The 18644-nt window shown below is 57.5% G+C and carries 24 protein-coding genes and 1 tRNA gene; 10 read left to right on the plus strand and 15 right to left on the minus strand.

What is annotated here, in order from left to right:
* Nucleotides 1-30: 30 nt before the first annotated feature.
* From ACP7BS_RS11090 to ACP7BS_RS11105, 4 genes are all read right to left on the minus strand, one after another.
* Nucleotides 31-684 (minus strand): DUF1345 domain-containing protein, encoded by a 654-nt coding sequence (locus ACP7BS_RS11090; protein ID WP_426238117.1) that lies wholly within the window; start codon nucleotides 682-684, stop codon nucleotides 31-33.
* Between the two features lie 20 nt (nucleotides 685-704).
* Complete coding sequence (locus ACP7BS_RS11095) at nucleotides 705-1175, minus strand: YaiI/YqxD family protein (RefSeq protein ID WP_426238119.1); 471 nt, start codon at nucleotides 1173-1175, stop codon at nucleotides 705-707.
* 277 nt (nucleotides 1176-1452) lie between these two features.
* Nucleotides 1453-2580, minus strand: coding sequence for an S-(hydroxymethyl)glutathione dehydrogenase/class III alcohol dehydrogenase (locus tag ACP7BS_RS11100; protein WP_426230083.1), 1128 nt, complete (start codon nucleotides 2578-2580; stop codon nucleotides 1453-1455).
* A 92-nt stretch (nucleotides 2581-2672) separates the two neighbouring features.
* Nucleotides 2673-3068 carry a helix-turn-helix domain-containing protein gene (locus ACP7BS_RS11105; protein ID WP_426230084.1) on the minus strand — a complete coding sequence of 132 codons (396 nt, stop codon included), beginning with the start codon at nucleotides 3066-3068 and terminating at the stop codon, nucleotides 2673-2675.
* A 236-nt stretch (nucleotides 3069-3304) separates the two neighbouring features.
* Between ACP7BS_RS11105 and ACP7BS_RS11110 the strand changes: the two genes are divergently transcribed.
* The 3 genes from ACP7BS_RS11110 (at nucleotide 3305) to ACP7BS_RS11120 (ending at nucleotide 6253) form a co-directional block, all read left to right on the plus strand.
* Nucleotides 3305-4201 (plus strand): DMT family transporter, encoded by an 897-nt coding sequence (locus tag ACP7BS_RS11110; RefSeq protein ID WP_426238389.1) that lies wholly within the window; start codon nucleotides 3305-3307, stop codon nucleotides 4199-4201.
* A gap of 95 nt (nucleotides 4202-4296) precedes the next feature.
* On the plus strand, nucleotides 4297-4899 hold the full coding sequence (locus ACP7BS_RS11115; protein WP_426238121.1) for a hypothetical protein: 603 nt from the start codon (nucleotides 4297-4299) through the stop codon (nucleotides 4897-4899).
* A 97-nt stretch (nucleotides 4900-4996) separates the two neighbouring features.
* A complete protein-coding gene (locus ACP7BS_RS11120) occupies nucleotides 4997-6253 on the plus strand; it encodes a hypothetical protein (protein WP_426238123.1) in 1257 nt (418 codons plus the stop codon).
* Here the strand turns inward: ACP7BS_RS11120 and lipB are convergent.
* Nucleotides 6226-6984, minus strand: coding sequence for a lipoyl(octanoyl) transferase LipB (gene lipB, locus ACP7BS_RS11125; RefSeq protein ID WP_426238125.1), 759 nt, complete (start codon nucleotides 6982-6984; stop codon nucleotides 6226-6228). The two genes, ACP7BS_RS11120 and lipB, sit on opposite strands and share 28 nt — an antisense overlap.
* Nucleotides 6985-7179: 195 nt before the next feature.
* On the opposite strand from lipB, the gene ACP7BS_RS11130 reads away from it, so the two are divergent.
* Nucleotides 7180-7264: transfer RNA gene (locus tag ACP7BS_RS11130), tRNA-Leu, on the plus strand.
* 66 nt (nucleotides 7265-7330) lie between these two features.
* Here ACP7BS_RS11130 and ACP7BS_RS11135 read toward each other — a convergent pair.
* The 5 genes from ACP7BS_RS11135 to ACP7BS_RS11155 form a co-directional block, all read right to left on the minus strand.
* Nucleotides 7331-8398, minus strand: a complete 1068-nt coding sequence (locus tag ACP7BS_RS11135; protein ID WP_426238127.1) for a tyrosine-type recombinase/integrase — start codon at nucleotides 8396-8398, stop codon at nucleotides 7331-7333.
* 223 nt (nucleotides 8399-8621) lie between these two features.
* Nucleotides 8622-8969 carry a hypothetical protein gene (locus ACP7BS_RS11140; protein WP_426238129.1) on the minus strand — a complete coding sequence of 116 codons (348 nt, stop codon included), beginning with the start codon at nucleotides 8967-8969 and terminating at the stop codon, nucleotides 8622-8624.
* Nucleotides 8966-9250, minus strand: a complete 285-nt coding sequence (locus ACP7BS_RS11145) for a hypothetical protein (protein ID WP_426238131.1) — start codon at nucleotides 9248-9250, stop codon at nucleotides 8966-8968. The genes ACP7BS_RS11140 and ACP7BS_RS11145 overlap by 4 nt, the downstream gene beginning before the upstream one ends.
* A complete protein-coding gene (locus tag ACP7BS_RS11150) occupies nucleotides 9247-9810 on the minus strand; it encodes a hypothetical protein (RefSeq protein ID WP_426238133.1) in 564 nt (187 codons plus the stop codon). Before ACP7BS_RS11150 ends, ACP7BS_RS11145 begins: the two co-directional genes overlap by 4 nt.
* A gap of 78 nt (nucleotides 9811-9888) precedes the next feature.
* Entirely contained in the window at nucleotides 9889-10050 is a 162-nt protein-coding gene (locus tag ACP7BS_RS11155) for an Arc family DNA-binding protein (RefSeq protein WP_426238135.1), read from the minus strand.
* A gap of 115 nt (nucleotides 10051-10165) precedes the next feature.
* Here ACP7BS_RS11155 and ACP7BS_RS11160 point away from each other — a divergent pair, with 115 nt between their 5' ends.
* Entirely contained in the window at nucleotides 10166-10789 is a 624-nt protein-coding gene (locus tag ACP7BS_RS11160) for an Arc family DNA-binding protein (RefSeq protein ID WP_426238137.1), read from the plus strand.
* 203 nt (nucleotides 10790-10992) lie between these two features.
* Here the strand turns inward: ACP7BS_RS11160 and ACP7BS_RS11165 are convergent, their stop codons facing one another.
* Nucleotides 10993-11748 carry a helix-turn-helix domain-containing protein gene (locus ACP7BS_RS11165; RefSeq protein ID WP_426238139.1) on the minus strand — a complete coding sequence of 252 codons (756 nt, stop codon included), beginning with the start codon at nucleotides 11746-11748 and terminating at the stop codon, nucleotides 10993-10995.
* A gap of 93 nt (nucleotides 11749-11841) precedes the next feature.
* Between ACP7BS_RS11165 and ACP7BS_RS11170 the strand changes: the two genes are divergently transcribed.
* From ACP7BS_RS11170 to ACP7BS_RS11180, 3 genes are all read left to right on the plus strand, one after another.
* The gene (locus ACP7BS_RS11170; RefSeq protein WP_426238141.1) at nucleotides 11842-12114 is read left to right on the plus strand and encodes a hypothetical protein; all 273 of its coding nucleotides are present in this window, start codon (nucleotides 11842-11844) and stop codon (nucleotides 12112-12114) included.
* A 250-nt stretch (nucleotides 12115-12364) separates the two neighbouring features.
* The gene (locus ACP7BS_RS11175; protein ID WP_426238143.1) at nucleotides 12365-13180 is read left to right on the plus strand and encodes a DUF1376 domain-containing protein; all 816 of its coding nucleotides are present in this window, start codon (nucleotides 12365-12367) and stop codon (nucleotides 13178-13180) included.
* Nucleotides 13181-13372: 192 nt separating this feature from the next.
* The gene (locus tag ACP7BS_RS11180) at nucleotides 13373-14929 is read left to right on the plus strand and encodes an AAA family ATPase (protein ID WP_426238145.1); all 1557 of its coding nucleotides are present in this window, start codon (nucleotides 13373-13375) and stop codon (nucleotides 14927-14929) included.
* Here ACP7BS_RS11180 and ACP7BS_RS11185 read toward each other — a convergent pair.
* Complete coding sequence (locus ACP7BS_RS11185; protein WP_426238147.1) at nucleotides 14923-15345, minus strand: hypothetical protein; 423 nt, start codon at nucleotides 15343-15345, stop codon at nucleotides 14923-14925. The genes ACP7BS_RS11180 and ACP7BS_RS11185 overlap by 7 nt on opposite strands.
* Before the next feature lie 191 nt (nucleotides 15346-15536).
* Between ACP7BS_RS11185 and ACP7BS_RS11190 the strand changes: the two genes are divergently transcribed.
* Nucleotides 15537-15803, plus strand: coding sequence for a hypothetical protein (locus tag ACP7BS_RS11190; RefSeq protein WP_426238398.1), 267 nt, complete (start codon nucleotides 15537-15539; stop codon nucleotides 15801-15803).
* A 687-nt stretch (nucleotides 15804-16490) separates the two neighbouring features.
* On the opposite strand, the gene ACP7BS_RS11195 is transcribed toward ACP7BS_RS11190, so the two are convergent.
* From ACP7BS_RS11195 to ACP7BS_RS11205, 3 genes are all read right to left on the minus strand, one after another.
* Nucleotides 16491-16718, minus strand: coding sequence for a hypothetical protein (locus ACP7BS_RS11195; RefSeq protein WP_426238149.1), 228 nt, complete (start codon nucleotides 16716-16718; stop codon nucleotides 16491-16493).
* 32 nt (nucleotides 16719-16750) lie between these two features.
* Nucleotides 16751-16996, minus strand: coding sequence for a hypothetical protein (locus ACP7BS_RS11200; RefSeq protein ID WP_426238151.1), 246 nt, complete (start codon nucleotides 16994-16996; stop codon nucleotides 16751-16753).
* Nucleotides 16997-17686: 690 nt separating this feature from the next.
* A complete protein-coding gene (locus ACP7BS_RS11205; protein WP_426238153.1) occupies nucleotides 17687-17833 on the minus strand; it encodes a hypothetical protein in 147 nt (48 codons plus the stop codon).
* Nucleotides 17834-18316: 483 nt separating this feature from the next.
* Between ACP7BS_RS11205 and ACP7BS_RS11210 the strand changes: the two genes are divergently transcribed.
* Nucleotides 18317-18640 carry a hypothetical protein gene (locus tag ACP7BS_RS11210; protein WP_426238155.1) on the plus strand — a complete coding sequence of 108 codons (324 nt, stop codon included), beginning with the start codon at nucleotides 18317-18319 and terminating at the stop codon, nucleotides 18638-18640.
* Nucleotides 18641-18644 lie beyond the last annotated feature (4 nt).

Genomic DNA, 18644 nt, shown 5'->3' on the forward strand with positions numbered 1-18644 from the left:
ACGTGCGTAGCGATTTTGCGATGCCGCGCTTTAGGCCAACGACACCGCCGCGTTGACCGCAGCCGCCACCAGCACCGTGTTGAAGAAGAACGAGACGACCGCATGCACAAGATTGATCTTGCGCATGGCGGTCGAGGTGATGGCAATGTCGGAGGTTTGCGCCGTCATGCCGATGACGAAGGAGAAATAGAGGAAGTCATAGCCCCCCGGGTCCTTGGTGCCCGGAAACTCGAGACCGCGATTATCGCCATCGCTCCCCGTCGCCTGCAGGCTCCAATAGCTGTGGGCGTAATGCATCGCCGCCATTGTGTGGACCGTCAGCCAGCCGAGGGTGACGGAGGAAAATGCCAGTACCAGTTCGAGCAGGGTCTCCTTGCCACCGGTATTCAACGCCATGAACAGCGAGACAAGCGAGATCGCGGCCGTTGCCAGCGTCACGGCAAAGATGATGATGGCCGGTTCGTCGGTGCCGGCAGCATGATGCTTCAGGTATGCGCCGGTCAGCCTCGGAATACGCCAGGCGATCATCAGCAGATAGACGAGAAAGAAGACCACGGCAGCCAGATTGACCGCCAAACTCGGCTTGGCAAAGAGGCACACCGCAAACGTGATCGCGGCGCAGATGCCGCCCGCGTAGAACGGGGTATGGCGGCGATGCGCGATCTTCCTGTCCGACATGCTCATATAGGCTCCCGATCTGCTGGCTAGCGTTGTTTGACGCGGCGGCAAAGCCGGTCGAGCGTTTCGAGAAAAGCCGACCGGTCGCGTTGCGAGAAGGCGGCATTGTAGCCCTTGCTCTCGCCGGTCTCGCGCAAATGCGCACCGAGATCGCGCATGGCAGTCGCCATGCCGATATTGGCCTTGTCGAAAATGCGGCCCGTCGGTCCGGTCACCTGCGCGCCGGCGGCAACGCAGCGGCCAGCCAGCGGCACGTCGGCGGTAATCACGATGTCGCCGTCATGGGCACGCTCGGCAATCCAGTCATCGGCGGCGTCGAAGCCGGACGAGACGATGACATTGCGCACCATCGGGTCACGGGAGGGGCGAAGTCCGGAATTGGCGACCAGCACGACGGGCAGGCCATGGCGCTCGGCGACCTTGAGGATTTCCGGCTTGACCGGGCAGGCGTCGGCATCGACATAGATGGTGCTTGCTGGCTCTGTTGGCTCTGACATGACTGCTCGTATCGCTTCATTGTTATCTTGGCCGCAAGGCCGGACCCACCGGCACGAAGAAACAGCGCCTGATCATTCCGCCCGTCACGCTGTTCGCCACGGGACCGTTTCCGGTCGTTGTCTTTCGAACGCATAACCGTCCGGCGGTTTGAAATCCAGAACCATATCAACTGAGCAGATAGCCCTCAGACACAAGCGCCGCGCCTAAAACAGACGCGGCGCCCATGGAACTATTGTTCGGTGATCCCGAAACCGGCGTCGAAGCCTCGGGTCCCGGTCAGTAGATCACCACGCTGCGGATGCTTTCGCCTCGGTGCATCAGGTCAAAACCCTTGTTGATGTCATCGAGCGGCATCGTATGGGTGATCATCGGATCGATCTGGATCTTGCCTTCCATGTACCATTCGACGATCTTGGGCACATCGGTGCGGCCGCGGGCGCCACCGAAGGCTGTGCCCATCCAGTTGCGGCCGGTGACCAGCTGGAACGGACGGGTGGAGATTTCCTGGCCGGCCCCTGCAACGCCGATGATCACCGACTTGCCCCAGCCGCGATGCGAGCTCTCCAGCGCCTGACGCATCACCTTGGTATTGCCGGTGCAGTCGAACGTGTAGTCGGCGCCGCCGATCGTGTCGCCGTTGCGCTTGGTCAGGTTGACCAGATAGGGGACGATATCGTCGCCGACTTCCTTCGGATTTACGAAATGCGTCATGCCGAACTTTTCGCCCCAGGCCTTGCGGTCATTGTTGATATCGACGCCGATAATCATGTCGGCACCGGCAAGGCGCAGGCCCTGCAAGACGTTCAGACCAATACCGCCGAGACCGAAGACGATCGCCGTCGAGCCGACTTCGACCTTCGCCGTATTGATGACGGCGCCGATGCCGGTGGTGACGCCACAGCCGATGTAACAGATCTTGTCGAACGGCGCGTCGGGGTTGACCTTGGCCAGCGCGATCTCAGGCAGAACCGTGAAATTGGCGAAGGTCGAGCAGCCCATATAGTGGAAGATCTTGTCCTTGCCGATGGAAAAGCGGCTCGTGCCGTCCGGCATCAGGCCCTGTCCCTGCGTCGAACGGATCGAGGTGCACAGATTGGTCTTGCGCGACAGGCAGGAATAACATTCGCGGCATTCCGGCGTGTAGAGCGGGATGACGTGATCGCCCTTCTTCAGCGAGGTGACGCCCGGGCCGACATCGACGACGATGCCGGCGCCTTCATGGCCGAGGATCGCTGGAAACAGGCCTTCCGGATCGGCACCCGACAGCGTGAACTCGTCGGTGTGGCAGATGCCGGTCGCTTTGACCTCGACCAGCACTTCGCCGGCGCGCGGGCCATCGAGCTGAACGGTCATGATTTCGAGTGGCTTGCCTGCCTGCACGGCAACAGCGGCGCGTACGTCCATGAGTATCGTCTCCCTGAAATGAGTTTGCGCCACAATCGCAGAGTGGCCGGTGGCGCTCAAGCCGGAATCGGCTGAGAATCGGTGGTGAAATATCAGATGTCCTGTAGGACGCGGTTGATCTCCATCTCAAGGGCGGAGATCGCCTTTCCCGTCTGCTCGTGCAGTTTCTTCACCTGCGCCAGCTGATCGCGCAACTGGCCGGAAACCGTGTTCGAAAGATCATCCTTCGGCGCTTCGCCGATACCGGCGATCAACCAGGCCGGTGTGACCCCCAGCACCCCGGCCAGCATGAACAAGCGGTTGGTGCGCGGTTCGGAGCGGTCGCGCTCCCAGGCGGAAATGGTATCGCCGCGGACACCGAGCTGGTTGGCAAGATCCTTGACCGAGAGGTTCATCGCATCGCGCGCCCGCCAGATGCGGCCTCCCAGAGTGTCGTTGTCGCTTGGCCTGCGCAACATTGCCAGGGCGGTTTCGGTCGATAGACGCATCGGTCTCTCCTTGTGCCTTGTGGGCCTGGATGGGTCGAGTTCCGGGGCGGCCGCGATTGCGGTCGAAGACTTCATTGTTGCAATTTATAGAACCTGCTGCGAAATTGGACACCCTTCCACGTCAAAAATGCCGCCAAAAGCGTCTTCTGTGCGCGTCCTGTCAGGACGGCGCCCAAAATGGGACTTTCCCCTTGAGCACATCCATGCCGACTGCCGCCACGCCTGCGCATACCGTCATGCAGGGCCTTGCGATCATGCTTGTGGCGATGATCATCCTGCCGTGCATGGATGCGATCGCCAAATATATGGCGGTCTATCAGGGCATGTCGCCGGCGCAGGTGACGTTCTACCGGTTCTTCTTCCAGCTGGTCTCGGTGCTGCCGATGCTTCTGTCGACGGGTGGCCTGCGGGCGTTGAAACCGAAGCGTCTCTGGTTCAACCTGTTGCGCGGCGTTCTCTTGGCCGCCGCCGCCTTGCTGTTTTTCGTTTCGGTCAAATACATGCCGCTGGCCGACGTCTTCGCAATCTATTTCGTCGAACCGTTCATCCTCACTTGCCTTTCGGCCCTGATCCTGCGCGAAAGAGTCGGCTGGCGGCGCTGGCTTGCCATCTTCATCGGGTTCGGCGGCTCCATGATCGTCATCCAGCCGAGTTTCGAGATTTTCGGGCTGAAATCCTTGATGCCGGTATTCTGCGCCTTCCTGTTTGCGTGCTATCTGCTGTTGAACCGGGTTGTCGGCAATGCCGATACGCCTTTGACAATGCAGACCATTGCCGGCATCGGCGGGTCGCTGTTCATGGTCGCCGCCATCGCGATCGGCTACAGCGCAGGTTCGGTGGATTTCATCCCGTCGCTGCCGCATTCCACGCTGGGCTGGGTTCTGGTCATCGCGCTCGGCACCATCTCCGGCTATGGCCATCTGATGGTGGTCAAGGCGTTTCAGGCAGCACCTGTGTCGCTTTTAGCGCCGTTCCATTATCTGGAGATCATCACCGGAACCGCTCTGGGCTTCCTGATTTTTGGCGAATTCCCGACCCTGTCGAAATGGCTGGGTATCGCCATCATCGTCGGCTCCGGCCTGTTCATGATCTGGCGGGAACGGCGGGTCGGGTTAATGCTAAAAATTGATTGAATCCGTCAAGCCTATACTAACACTCATTCTTTCCGGATTGGAAACGCACCTGGTCTAGGTTCGGTTCAGTTTCATGATGAAACGGGAGAGAAACGATGGGTGAACTTCGTCTTTCTTATCCGGCATGTGTCATCGCCGGGAAGACGCGCTTGACGGCCGATGATATCGCCATTCTGCGCGAACATGTTTTCGTTCCAGGGATTACCGCATCGCAAGACGCGGTAATCCTCCTGGCGATCAACGGCTCGTGCAGCGAAAAATGTCCGGAATGGCATCACTATTTCATCGATGCCCTGACGGAATTCATTGTCCACTCCTGCTATCCGCAAGGCGCCATGGACGAATGGAACGCCGATTGGCTGATTGCGATGATCTCGACGCGCGGCGTGGTGAATTCGCGGATCGAACTCGACCTTTTGTTTCACATCATCGACATCTCCAAGCACATCCCCGACAGTCTGTCGATCTTTGCGCTGGAACAGATCCGTATGGCGATGACCGGGGATGACGGTGTCTGGGCCGGGTTGCGCGGCAGCCGGCAAAATGGGCTGCAGAAAGCCGATATTCTGCTGATCGCCCGGGTGATGAGCGCCATTGCCCGCTCACGCGGCAGCCGGTTGACGGCACGCGAACGTAAGATGCTTGAGCAGGTCGGTATTCTGACCGGCCTGTCGAGCGACCATATCGAAGCAGCATAGTGCTGGAAAGGCAGGGAAGCCGGCGGATGTCGGCCTCCCGCACGATTTGTTCACGCTCTGCAGCTAACGTCGGCTGACGACCAATGGGAGAGCGCATATGGCGACGCATGCACCGGCGATCGCGCTTCTTGTCATCAATGTCGGACTGTTATGGCTTCTGCTGGCGGTGCCGCTCGGTTTGCGCACGGTGCGTGTGCATGGATCGTTCCGTGAAGGCCGGGCCAAAGTCTGGAGTGCGATTTTTCCCCTTGGGACTTCCGCCGACTGGCATCATTCGGTGCTGACCAGTCACCGTGTGCCGGACGCCCCCAACCGGGTGAAGCAGACCTATACCCATCTCGACCGGCACGGAGAGCCGATCGTCCGGTTGATCGAAGTTACCGGAACGGTGCCGGACACCGAGTATGAGGCTCATGTGCTCGATGACAGCGCGCTCGACGCGGTATTCTGGAAGGATTTTCGCGAACGCCGCCGGCTCGTCGAAGACGGCGACAGGGTTCACCTGACCATCGAGCAGACCGACCGCTACCGCGGCCTGGCGTTTCTGATCTTTCGCTTTTTTGCCTTGCGGCGCGAGGTAAAGGCGTTGCAGCAATGGCTTGAGACCGGGCAGAGCAAACCGGCGCGGGCCGTGTTTGAACATCCGCTTGTCCAATGTGGGTTGGCGATTGTATCGACGCTGCTTTTGTGGCCATTCTTTGGTCTCACCCGCATCGGCCTGCTGCTATCGGCACTTTTGACACTGGTCATCGTGCTGCACGAACTGGGGCACATGGCTGCTTACCGCGCCTTTGGTCACAAGACCGTACGGATGATCTTCGTGCCGCTGCTGGGTGGTGTTGCCATCGGCGGCAGGCCCTACAATTCTCTCTTCGAGGTTGCCACCTGCGCGCTTATGGGAGCGGGCATGTCGGCTTTCCTCATTCCGATTGCGGTCGTTTTGCACAAGGCAGCCGGCAATGACGTCTTCGCCTCGGGGACGGAGGTTCTGATCTTCCTGCTGATTCTCGGCGCCTTCAACCTGCTCAACCTCCTGCCAATGAACCGGTTCGATGGCGGCCAGGTCTTGCGCCAAATATTCCGCTCGCGCGCCAGCAGAATGGCGGGAAGCTTCCTCATCACCCTGATCATTGCCGGTGTCGGCTGGCGGATCGGCCTTTCAACGCCGGCATTGCTGGCAGGGCTCGCGGTGTTTGCCCTGTTGAGCATGATGGGCAGCGGTGGGGGCAAGCCGCGCCACCGCCTGGACGAGATGACGGGCGGAGAGCGGATCCTCAGTGGCCTGGGGCTTTACTCGGCCGTGGCCCTGCACGGCTATGCGATCGTCTATGCAACGGACCGGCTGTTTTCCTGACCGGAGTGCAGACAGTCGGCGTCATTGATGGCCGGGCCGAAAATATCCTCGAATGCCTGGCGAAGCTTAATGTCGACATCGGTCATCATCACCGGCAGGCCGAGATCGACCAGGCTGGTGACGCCATACCCGCGAATGCCGCAGGGGACGATGCCGTTGAAATGGTCGAGGTCGGGATCGACGTTCAGCGACATGCCGTGAAAGCTCACCCACCGGCGCAGGCGAATGCCGATCGCGGCAATCTTGTCCTCCGCCATCGAGCCGTCGGGGAGGGAAGGCCGTTCCGGACGCCGGACCCAGACACCGACGCGGTCCTCGCGCCGTTCGCCCCTGACATTCATGCTGGCAAGCGTTTCGATGACCAGGCTCTCGAGCGCCGCGACAAAGGCGCGAACATCCTGCTTGCGCCGTTTGAGGTCGAGCATGACGTAAACGACGCGCTGCCCCGGGCCATGATAGGTGTATTCGCCGCCACGGCCGGTCTGGAATACCGGAAAGCGGCCCGGCATGACCAGGTCGGCAGCGTTGGCGCTGGTTCCGGCGGTATAAAGCGGCGGATGTTCGACGAGCCAGACGAGTTCGTCCGCTTCGCCAGCGGCAATCGCCGCAGCCTCGCGCTCCATCGTTTCGATCGCGTCGGCATAGTCGACAAGCGAAGGCGCGATTCTCCACCGCACCGGCGGACAGCCATCCGCTGCGAAGAACGTTTTTTCCAGATTTTCGCGCTGCATGACCAAAGCAATCCTGTTGATTTGTTTTTCTAAATGGTACGTCAAAGGCCAAGAGTCCAGCATTCTCAGGGGTGCAGGAACCAGCCTGTTGAAATAGTTGATGTTGTCGTCAACTTTCTGTCATCCTGCCCTTGTGCACCCCAAACGCTTTTGCTACATGCAGCCCCGCCGGAGCAGTTCGGCATCTACCACGATGCGGTCGTGGCGGAATTGGTAGACGCGCAGCGTTGAGGTCGCTGTGGGGCAACCCGTGGAAGTTCGAGTCTTCTCGACCGCACCATTCAACAAGAAATTGTTGAACATATACAAGGCGGAATGGTCCAACATCTCAGAGGCGTTGGACCAATCAACCTAAAACCCCCGCCTCAACAACCTTCCCCATAGCAGTTTGTGCAAGTTTCCAACGCTCCACGCGGCGCGTGTAAACCTCGCTCGTCTTGGCCTCCGAATGGCCGAGAATCGCCATGATCTCGTATTGGCTGCATCCCAGTTCTGCCAGGATCTCGGCAAGGCCCTTGCGCACGCCATGTGCCGATAGGTCGTCAAGGTTAGCCTCCCGGCACCACGTCTTGAACATCGAAGACATCGAATCGCCGCTGGCGTAAGGGTTTCCTCCACGTCCCAAGACATACGTCGCGCCCTGGACTTTGGTCGACCTGGTGGCCTTTTTGAGCGTCTCGAAGAGGGGAATGCAGACTTCAGACGACCCCTTCTTGTTCGGCAGCCACCGCAGCGCCTCGATACCGTCGATCACGCACTCCGACTTGCGGCCTAGCGTCGTCAGGTCCTCGATGCGGCATCCAGTCCACAAAAGGACATGCATGGCCACATAGGGCTTGCTACCGTACTTGTGTGTGGCAAGGAAAGCCTTCACATCAGCGGCTTTCCAAGGTGTTGCGCCGTCCCCCTTGCTGTAAACCTGCTTGATTCCCTTGGCTGTGTTCTCAGGTATGTGCTTCCGTTCGACAGCCCAAGCATACATAACGCTGACGGCTTCGATGAACGCATCTGCCTGCGCCGGCGTGGCGCCCATTCTATCCTGCATCTCGATCAGCTTTTCACGGGGGATCAGCATTTCCCTGCCGGGCTTATCCAGAAGCCTTGCCAGCAAGTTGCGCTTCTTTTTTAACGTTTTTGCGCTGGTCGTCCCCGCACTGACCCGGGCTTCCAGATACTCGAAATAGGCACGCACCAGAAAGCCGATGGATTTCGGCTTCTCTTGTTCGGACGGCTTTTTCTCGGGATCGGGCTTCTTGCCGGCCCGAGCGATCCAGTATTGCCGGATGAACTCTTCGCTTCCAATGTACCCTGAAATCTGGATCCGCTTGCTGTGCTGGCCCGCCGGCCGCACCCGGTATATTACGGTGCCGGACGGCAGCTTCTGCGTTATCAGCCCAGGGTAATCGATTTTCATTTCCGGCCTCACCACTTTTCGAGGCCTCCATCGTTCGCTTTCCTTGTTTCACCGGCAATTGGGGTACAGTGGATTTCAATCTGTCCACCGGTTATGCACACTCTATCCACAGGCATGCCAGCTTCCTGCATTGCCTTCAGGGTGACGGTCAGGGCACGTTCACTGACTCTCGTTCGGGACCTTGGATTTGTCGCGGTGCGGCCATCCTGCGAAGCCGGTGCCGTCATTGCTTCGCACCATTATCCCCACTCATTGCAGGGACGGTAATTTCGCCGCCGAGCAGCGACTGGAGGAAGAGCGCTATGAATAGCTTTCCTTTGGTAATGCTATCATTTGCCAAGCTTTCGACGCCGTCGTCACTTTCGAGGAAGAAGGCAGCTTTTTCCCTGACGTCGTCGAGCGACTTGCATGGGTATTCGACGACCGAAAGTCCGCAAGCCTCGTACGCTGCCCACTCGTCTGAATCACCTTCGCAGGTGGAAACAATTTCCCAAGCCGCCCGCGCCTCGGTGAAGTTGCGAATGAGCGTTGCAAGAGAGACTACTGGGGATAGGTGGCCAACCTTTTTCATACGTTTGCTCCTTCCGGGCGACTGTCACCGCACACGAGTGCAAAGCCGTGCTTGTGATCGATATGGAAGCGCCAACTCCGCTCGGGATCAATGAGCCCCATAACCTCGGCTAGGCGTGCGGCGTGGTATTCTGCCACTTGAGCCGGCTCGCTCGTTTCGAGCCAATGCTGAAGGGGCTCTTGCTCGATCGGCGAAGCTGCGGCTACGGCCACGACGACGGTCGGGGGAACGGCGACCGCAGCCATGAGACCAAGCGCCTGGCGGCGAGAAAGACTGCTCATGATGACGCCTCCTCCCCCATGCCCCGCAATGCGAACCTGTCGCCGATCGGCGTCCAAGGGTTCATGTGCCTATTCGTGAAATCCGGGTAGACAAAATTTTCAACTGGCTCACTCAGCTTGCCGTTGAGGCAGCCCAGAACGGAAAAGAGCAGGCGCTCAATTGAGCGGTGCATTTTCTTCATTCGGTAATCGATGGCGTCTTCCGGAATTCCGTCCCATAGCAAATCGACTAGGCTGATCAGTTCAGCTGTTTGCACGGCAGCTCCGTCTAGCGACTCGGCGGGAAGATGCGAAAGCATCTCGCGCAAGGTGTAGGTTAGGTCTGAGGCGTGCTCCTCGTCGCCTTTGTAGGTTTCCTTGATGTTATAGTTAGGGTGTCTCGCTTTGCCCTCAGCGTAATCCCGCCGCTTTTCCGCAGCTCCGAGTGCTCGGGCGATGGTCATAACGGCGTCGTCTATCGGGGGGTTCGCGACTGAAGCGCGGAGGCGTTCGACTATGGCAGCGGAAAGCTCACCTATTGAAGCTTCGGGCGCAGTTGTGCTATTGGACTGCTTGTCCATTTTTGACATCCTCATTGTTAAAAGTGGGTATTTCGGCAGAGGCGGGGATGGGCCTTCGAAACTTTTCCCCGTCTGCTGCTATTCTGCGGCCGGTGCCGGCATTTCCCTACAATGCACTTTTTCCATCCGCTCGCGAATGCTGCGGATGATCTCGCTGTTCATTGAGCTCCCAAAACGTTCAGCCTGAAGCTCAATAAATTTTTTAGCGTCGGCTGGTAACCTGAGTGTTATGTGGTGCATAGAAACTCTCCGTTTACCATGTTGACACTGTTTTAGTGTCACACTGAAATGGTGTCAAGACGTGGTGTCATAATAGTGCTATCACAGCGTCAGAATTAAAATGAAAGCTGTGCACATGCTTGATCCGGAAGTCCGAATAACACTCCGTTTACCCCAAAGTCTTCGAGACAAATTGCAAGATGCATCGTTGCGGGGCAAGCGCTCGATGAACGGGGAGATTGTCGAACGTATTGACTACACTTTTGAGCGCCTTGAAGCCCAGCTCGATCACGTTCGCACCACGACAGCAACGCGCCTCGCCGACGAATTACAGGCGCGGAGGGTGCAGCTGTCTGAAGCTCATGACGAAATAAAGCGGCTATCTGCCCAGCTTGATATGAGAGACGCCGAGCGGGCAACGCTTCAAGCAGAACTTCAGGATATCCGCGAACGCTACGAAGAGCGTCGATACCAAGTCGTGGATGTGCGCGCACTTCAAGCCGAAATGGAGCGTAATCGGCATATTCTATACGTTCTTCTTGATGCTGACGGGCAGCCAATTTCGTGGCCGGAAATAATGGCCCACCTGGGCGAGATAGTGCGTAATTCCGTCGGCGCGATTGATAAAATTGAGGCGATCGTGTTCGATGCAGAGAAAGCATCAAGTGACGAGCGGATGGAAAATTGGATAAAGCTCCGAGAGCACTACAGGTCACTCCGAGCATCGGGCCAGTCAAAACTGATTGATGATGGCGACTGACCTTCACGCGGACTCTCTCATGCTTTGAGGAGTGTGTGTGAGGCGTTCTCCGCGACCCACCCGGCATAAGCGCCCGTTGATGATAATCTCTATCGGGTGTCTGTCGACGTGCAGAGAGGTGGTCATGTCGGCTCCATCATTTTGATAAAGCCAACGATACGGCGTGAAAAATCACGCGTCAAGTGCGGTGCGTGAAAAATCAATCATGATTGATGGATTGGCATTTCCCTTATCACCGTTCCGACCAAGCCTTCGATAGTGATGATTCTGCCGCGATCGACCGCGTAGGTGTTGAGACGAAGTTCCTCACCGATCTCAACCGTCGCGAAGGCGTCCTGGGTCTTCTTATTTTCCGCTGGGACGCATTCTAGGTAGACACGGTCGTCGTCTTCTACATGGACCCGCCGCGCGCTCCATTCAACTAAGCCTGCGCTTTCGATCTCCTGCCGGGCAATGACAAAAGTACCGTGATAAAGTTCGATCACCTCGCCGTCTGGATTGTGGTAAGCTGATATTATATCTCGGTTAGACCATCCGGCGGCTGCCATCGAATCATCGGCGAGCAGATAAATGCTGGGTTCCCATCCAGCAAGGCGCGGTTCTGGAAGGGCTACAAAGTTTTCCGTCGGACTTCCTCGGTTGTCGGCGTCTTTGGCCGGGCGAAATACGCCCGCCTCTAGGATCGTCCTGGCCTGCGTGATTTGGAAATTAAATGAGTCAGAGGCGTCGGTCCGTTCTTTAGACGCCGGATCGGCAGTCTGACCGGTCAAGTATTCTACTGAGGTTTCAAGAACGACACTCAGTTTGCGCAGCGTATCGATGCGTGAATGCTGGGAACGGCCCATCAAAATATCACGGATTGAGGAGCGCCCAAGCCCCGCCTCAACCGCGGCGCCTGAGGGGGTTTTGCCAAGCAAATCAAGCCGCTGTTGAATTCTGTCTGCAATTGTTTCGGTCATTCGCGCACTATCCTACATTTTTTCGTTGCTCGCCAGCGTGATTTATCATACATGGTTACGTGATGTTGAATGATTGATCCGTAAGGTTAACAAATGGAAAAAGTGCTCCGCCAGTCCCTGCTGAACACGGCGGCCGTTTATGCCCGTGCATCGGGATGCGCCATTTCAACTGTTTCGAGGCGGGTAAAAAACAACGCGGCCTTCTTCAAAGATATCGGTGATCCGACAAAAAGCTTCACTGCCCGAACGTATGATGAGGTTATGCGCTGGTTTGCTAAAAACTGGCCAGAGGGCAAAGAACGGCCGTTCGAATTATTAAAGTGGATTCGCGAGAGCGACGAGCGTCGTCTTAAGGTGACGGCATGATTGCGCCCCGTGGACACCCGACGATCGAGGAGCTGACTTGCGCTTGGGAGAAATACTGCGCCGCTCGGTCACGAGCTGACGAAACCAAAAGCCTGTCTGACGGCATCGCCGCCGTGCAGGCTTGGAAGACTTTTGCGAACCTGTTCCTTGCGGACGACCGGAAGTTACCCTTGGTACCGCGTCGGTCGAACGTGGCAATATTCCCAGTCCATCGCACGCGGCCCGGCGCCGCGATCCCGGACGGCGCCGCATGATAGGCAACGCAGAACAGATCGACGTTCGGTGCCTGCCTTACATGCCTTTGCAGGTTGAGCAGCTGCGCAAGTCCAAAACGTGGTTGCGATGCCGCCGCCGACCCGAACTCGGCTTTTATCTCATGAATCTATGGATGCGGGCATGGCACGAGGTGCCGGCCGGCAGCATCGAGGACGATGACGACGTTCTTGCCGATGCAGCGATGTGCAGCCCAGACAAGTGGGAAGAGCTTCGGCCAATGCTCCTGGAGGGTTGGGAAACACGCGACGGTCGTGTTTACCATAGGACTGTCACAGAACATGCGACAGACGCAGCCGGTAAACTCCGCAAGAACAGCAAGCGGACAGAAGCTGCACGACAGGCTGCAGAGGATAAGCGGACCGGTGCTGTTACAGCGGCAGTTACAGACACAGCCACTAGCGCTGTTACTGAGCCTGTTACAGGCGATGTCACTGACACTGTTACAGGGCACGAAGGGAAGGGAAGGGAAGGGAAAGGAAGAGAAGAAGAAAGTAACGACGTTGTCGTTGCGCCGCCTTCGACGTCCGGCCCTCTCGCCTTTGAAGCAAATTCCATCCGTCTCAACGAAACGGACCTAGCCCGGTGGAAGAAGGCATTTCCTCACCTTGGGCTGGAGGCAGAGCTTTGGGCGCTGGACGAGTGGGCCGGAACCAAAGGCTCAAAGTGGTTTGTCGCCGTCAGTGGAGCTTTGGCAAAAAAAGAACGGGAAGCCGTGGATCGTGCCAGCGCGGCGAAGGCGAACCGGGAGGCAGGAGGCGGCGCCCCAGCGCGCCGTGAAGGCCGAATATGAAATCACCCGATCAGATCCTGTCCGCCCACGGAATACGCCTGAGGCGGACCGTCAGCGGCAACCAGAAGACGACCTGCCCAGAGTGTTCGCCGGGCCGGAAGAACAAACGGGAGCCCTGCCTCTCGGTGCAGATCGGGACCGATGGCGTCCGCTTCAACTGCCATCATTGCGGATTTCACGGCGGAGATTTTTATGACGAACGTTCTGGGACCATACGGAGTCAAGGCCTTCCAAAGCCGGCAGATCGACCCGGAAATAGCCGTTCTTTCCGGCGCCTATACGGGTAGATCGGTCGCGAACACCGACGGCGAAACATCCGTCGAGCCGGACCCGACCGGCAACATCGTGGTGTTCCCGTTCATTGACGGTGGCAAGGCGGTCGGCGAGAAGTACCGGGCGCCAGGCAAGAAGTTCTGGCAGCGGAAGGGGGGTCGCAAGACGTTCTGGAACGCCGACTGCATGGACGATGCCGCATTGGAAGACGGCCGGAAGGCCTTGGTCATCACCGAGGGCGAGATAGACGCTCTCACGTCGATCGACTGCGGATTTCATTGCACGGTCTCGGTTCCGGACGGCGCGCCTCCAGTACGGGATGGCGAAGACCCGGAGAACCTCGACGACGCAAATCCCGAAGACGATCGGCACGGCAAGTTCGAATACGTCTACAACAACCGCGACCGGATCAAGCGCATCAAGCGGTTCATCCTGGCGGTGGACAGCGATGGACCGGGCCGACGTCTTGCTGCCGAACTAGTCCGACGCCTTGGTGCCGCTCGGTGTGCTTTCGTCGTCTATCCGGAAGGCTGCAAGGATCTAAACGACGTTCGCATGCAGCTTGGCCCTGACGCCGTCGTCAGGGTCATCAATGACGCGAAGCCCTATCCGGTCAAGGGTGTTTACCAGCTGTCGGATTACCCCGAGGTCGATGAACCTAAGGCCTACTCGACCGGCTGGCCCTGCATGGATGATTACATCAAGGTTTGGCTTGGTGAACTGCTGGTTGTCACCGGCATTCCCGGTCACGGCAAATCGACCTGGACGATGAACCTCTGCGTCAATCTGGCGAGGGCTCACGGATGGCGGATCGCCGTCGCATCGTTCGAGATCCCGACGGTGCCGGCGCTACGTTACAAACTCCGCCTCGCGGTCTCTGGCCTAGCGTCGAAGGATTGGAGCCGTCATGCTGTAAGTGCAGCAGACGAGTTCATCCAGGACCATTTCGTTTTCATTGACGCTGACCCGTCCGGGGATGACGACGATGACATGACACTGGAGTGGCTGCTGGAGAAGGCTGCCGATGCCGTCATGCGTCACGGCATCAAGGTGCTGGTCATCGATCCTTGGAATGAGGTTGAACATGCGCGTCCGAAGCACGAGAGCGAGACCCAGTACGTCAATCGGGCTCTTCGCCAGATCAGGCGCTTCGCCCTCAAGCATCAGGTTCTGGCTATTGTCCTGGCACATCCGACCAAGGACGTGGGGAAGGGCGGTGAGGCTCGCACCCCGACGCTCTACGACATCGAAGGCTCTGCGGCTTGGTACAACAAGCCCGACCACGGCATTGTCATCGATGTTCCAGATCCGGACCTGAAGGAAACTGTCGTCTGGATCAAGAAGGCCCGCTTCTCATGGTCCGGACGCAAGGGTGATGTGACGCTTGAATACGTGCCAGAGACCGAAGGATACCGGTCACTTTGCGGGATAGCGCCGCTGTGGCCGGCAGCAACGGGGCGGGGTGCTGGTCAATGATCGATCATCTCCCCGAGGACGTTCAGCGTCGCATGATGGAAAAGCTCCTTGGCAAGGACAACGTTGCCCGGCTTGCAAACAGAAGCGACGGCGCCCGCAAATTCCGGCCAACTGCCGTTGTCGTGTCCTATGAATTCTACCGCATGCATGATGGCGCCTATCATAACTGGCGCATCAATAGGATTGAGAACGGCCGGCAGGAAGTGCACCAGCAGCGTATGGACGAGGCGGAATGCAGGAGTGAGGTCATAGCGCTTCGCTCCAAAGGCTTCACGGTTCGCGAGCTGACAATTGGCCTCCCACAGGCTTACGCCAACAGAACGTCGCCAAAAGGCCGGACAGACGTCGGCAACCGCAAGCAGATCATTGACCAGTTGAAGGATTTCAAACTTTGAGCAGACAAGCGCAGAAGGCAAAGCCGACGACACCTGGATGCGACGGAACCAAAATCAGCAAGGTCAGCGTCAAGGTCTCGGGTAGCCGCACGACGAGGCAGTCCGTCCGATCGCTGCCAGGGACGTTCGAGTGGCGATATGGTCGCGGCGGTAGCGGAATCTATCTCTATCATGCGGGGACACACTACGCCCGGCTGTGGGAACGGGCAGGGATGGCGTCGGTTTCATCCCCTGACCTGGGCGGCAACATTGGTGCCGGCTGGAAGGGCATCCCTGACAAGCGGCTCGATGCAATGGACGAGCTCAATGTCGCGTTGCCAGTCCTAGGCATGTTAGTCAGCTCACGCCTGACGGACTATTGCGCGTCCGGACTGACAGCTGCCCAGATCGGAATGAAGCACGGTATCAACAAGCGGGATGTGGCCGTGGTTCTGGAGCAGGACCTTGTTGCCTGTGCCAAACATTTTCGGTTCATATGATCGTTTCGCAATCGAAATGATGTTGACTTTCGACGCAAACCCCTCTCATATGTTTCCAACGTTGGAATTGCGTCCGGCGACAAATCAGGCCGCTGAGTTCAACCGGCCTTTTGGTTGCCCTCGACCCTGCCCACCCGCGACGCTGTGTAGTCGATCACCGGGAAATCCGGGTGCGGGCAAATTCATTACATCTGGGGGTTTGCTCTGACAGGCGACTTGTAGCAAGATAAGTCCGCTTGGGGATGAACCGGTTCCTGCCAATCCATCCCCTCGCGCGGTTGCAGTCGAGCGACTGTCGTACCAAGGCCGAGGCGCGACGTTCAGGTGTTTGTGAGACACTGTCGTTGCCTCGGCCTTTTTCGATAATGCACAGCGCGTAGAGCCAAGATCAATCGTGATTTTTAACACTTTGAAGGCGCTTGGCGTTGACTGGCATTGCGTCTCCTGCATGGACCGCAGGCCGGCAAGTAGGAATCGCTTTTGAATCAAGAGCTTTGATTTTCTTGTCGGAAGTTATCTAAGAAAAAACAAAAAAAATAAAAATTCACTTGACCGCATATTGACCCCAAAAGCTCCCATCCCGAGATGAGTTGTTGACTAAAATTGGTACAACATGTTGTTAAACCTAAGAGTTCTCATGCCCCCGATTCGCTGAAAACGTGTCAACCCCAATGCCGGTTGGGTGGCTTATTTGAGGGCTTCATCAGCGAGCCGGAGATCGACTGCCCTAATCAACTCTTCATACAACGCGATGTTGCTTTTGTGACGGGCGAGATCTGCTTCGGTCGTATCTATCCATGGCTCATCGCCGGTGCGGCTTTGTGTTTTGACCTTTTGCTCGACCATCCAAACCAGTTGATCTTCGCTGTCTTTTTTCGCTCGTATCAAGCGTTCGCGGTAATCGATCAGGCTCAATTTGAACTCCTACATTGCTCACGTGGAGCCAATCAATCTTCTGAAACCCAGACAATTTCTGGATGTTCCAGGATGGCTCCGTCAGCGTTTTGTGGATCTCTGCCGTAAATTGATGCCTCTGTTATCGGCCGCTCCTTGACCGCGATCTGAGAAAATTCGTCCGATCGTGATCCTTGCTCAAGGCGTGCGACCGCATCGGCATAAGTACTGGCGAACAGCGACCAAGGATGAGCCCGATCGCCGTTCTTGTACGTCAGTTTCGCAATAAAGAGTTTCATTCTGGCTCCGGTGAGTTCGTGTGTGGGCGATCGGCGGAAGTTGGCTCATTTAAGTTGCATCTGCAAGGTATTACTATTGTGCCGAGAAGCAGAAACAAAAATCCCCGTTGCAAGGACGCCAACAAGAGGCGGCAGCAGGCGGCATAGAGAGTGCAGCCATAGAGACGCGGGCGGATAGAAGCCCTCTGTTGGCTGGTCCGGTGGCAATGATCACCGGATGAATTGCAGATCGGGCGACGGCTCGGTAGCCTGAAATCGGTCCTCGTAAACTCTTGGGCCGGCAGTAGGGCACATCAATCAGGAAGGCAGGCAGTCGTTGCCTGAGAAGGCCGGGGGAGGCCCAGCCGTTCCATCCTGCAACGCATCGCCTGCCTTGGCCGAAGCCTTGCGTTCCACTCGGGTATTCATGTAGGGCTTGGTGGGCGTCCATTACGTTCCATTAGTGATCAAGATTCGCGCAAATTTGCTCACATCTTCGTAGGTGCCCCTTGGCGAGCTAAGGATCGCCCTTTGGCTTCGGTTATCCACAGCTAGAGACTTCCTCCAAAGGAAGTAGGCACCCTGTTGTTTGTTAAGGATGTCCTTAATCCGTTCGGGAACCGTTCGCAGTTGTTTTCGAAACGACCATTTTTGGTTCTGTCAAGAGAACAAAATGAGACTAGGCGCGTTGGAAGAAATGGAGAGCCGGGCTTAACCGCCCGGCTCTGCCGAATCGACCACGCCTTTGCCCGTCGCCGGTAAATCGGCATCGGAACTCAAGCCGACAATTATTTTGAGAAGCAGTACCACCGCAAGAAGGATGGGCAGTGCGATGGCAAGTTTCGCTGACTTCGTCATGTTTATCTCCTCAGAGCGGACTGCTCTGCGGAACTGGCGCGTGGGTCTAAGGTTCCACCAGATGACGCTAGTGATGAAACCTTTGCGCGGCCCTATCGGCCGCATCACGGTCCGAGCCGTGAGTTTTGATGAGACGAAGCGCATCCTTCATGGATAGCCCATGCTTTTTCGCAAAGTACGCAACGTCATAGCTACCGCCGTAAGAGACAGCCTTCGTTTCCAGTGGGGTTTTTGCCTTTGAGTTGGACATCTTTGATCTCCTTTCGGAGGTGAAACGATTCTTGCGACTCTGCAGTTCCCGAAAAATCCGACAAAGCCGCAGAGAGCCTCAGCCAGAGACTATTCCAGTTAGGACTTACACATAGCCAGAGCAATCATTCTAGCTGCTTTTGTTCTCCTCGCCTCCTGTCAGTCACGACAGGACCGGCAGTGGCATGACCTCCAGCGGATACTGGAACAGACGCAGCCACGGAAGGACCAGCCATGAAGAAGTACCAAAGCCGCTTCGGCACGGTAGACGCCGGCAAGATCACCGCACTCCATCAGGAAGCGGGCACAATCAATGTCGGGGACGAGGTCATCACGCCGACACAGAGCTTCTGGAGCCGGTTCTCTCCGCAGCGCGTCACTGTTGTTCCAGCCCCGAAAGCCAAGGAAGGCGAAAAGCAGGAGGCTGACGGCTTCACGCAGGAGCTTGATTACTCGATCGGCTACTACGTACTCACTGAAGGCGGGCATGACCGCTTTGTCTACGAGCCGGAGTTCAAGGGGTTCGTTCCGGTCTCTCAGGACGATCTGGAAGCGTAGTCGG

The sequence above is a fragment of the Pararhizobium sp. DWP1-1-3 genome (genome assembly GCF_049896125.1).
Lineage (GTDB): Bacteria > Pseudomonadota > Alphaproteobacteria > Rhizobiales > Rhizobiaceae > Pararhizobium.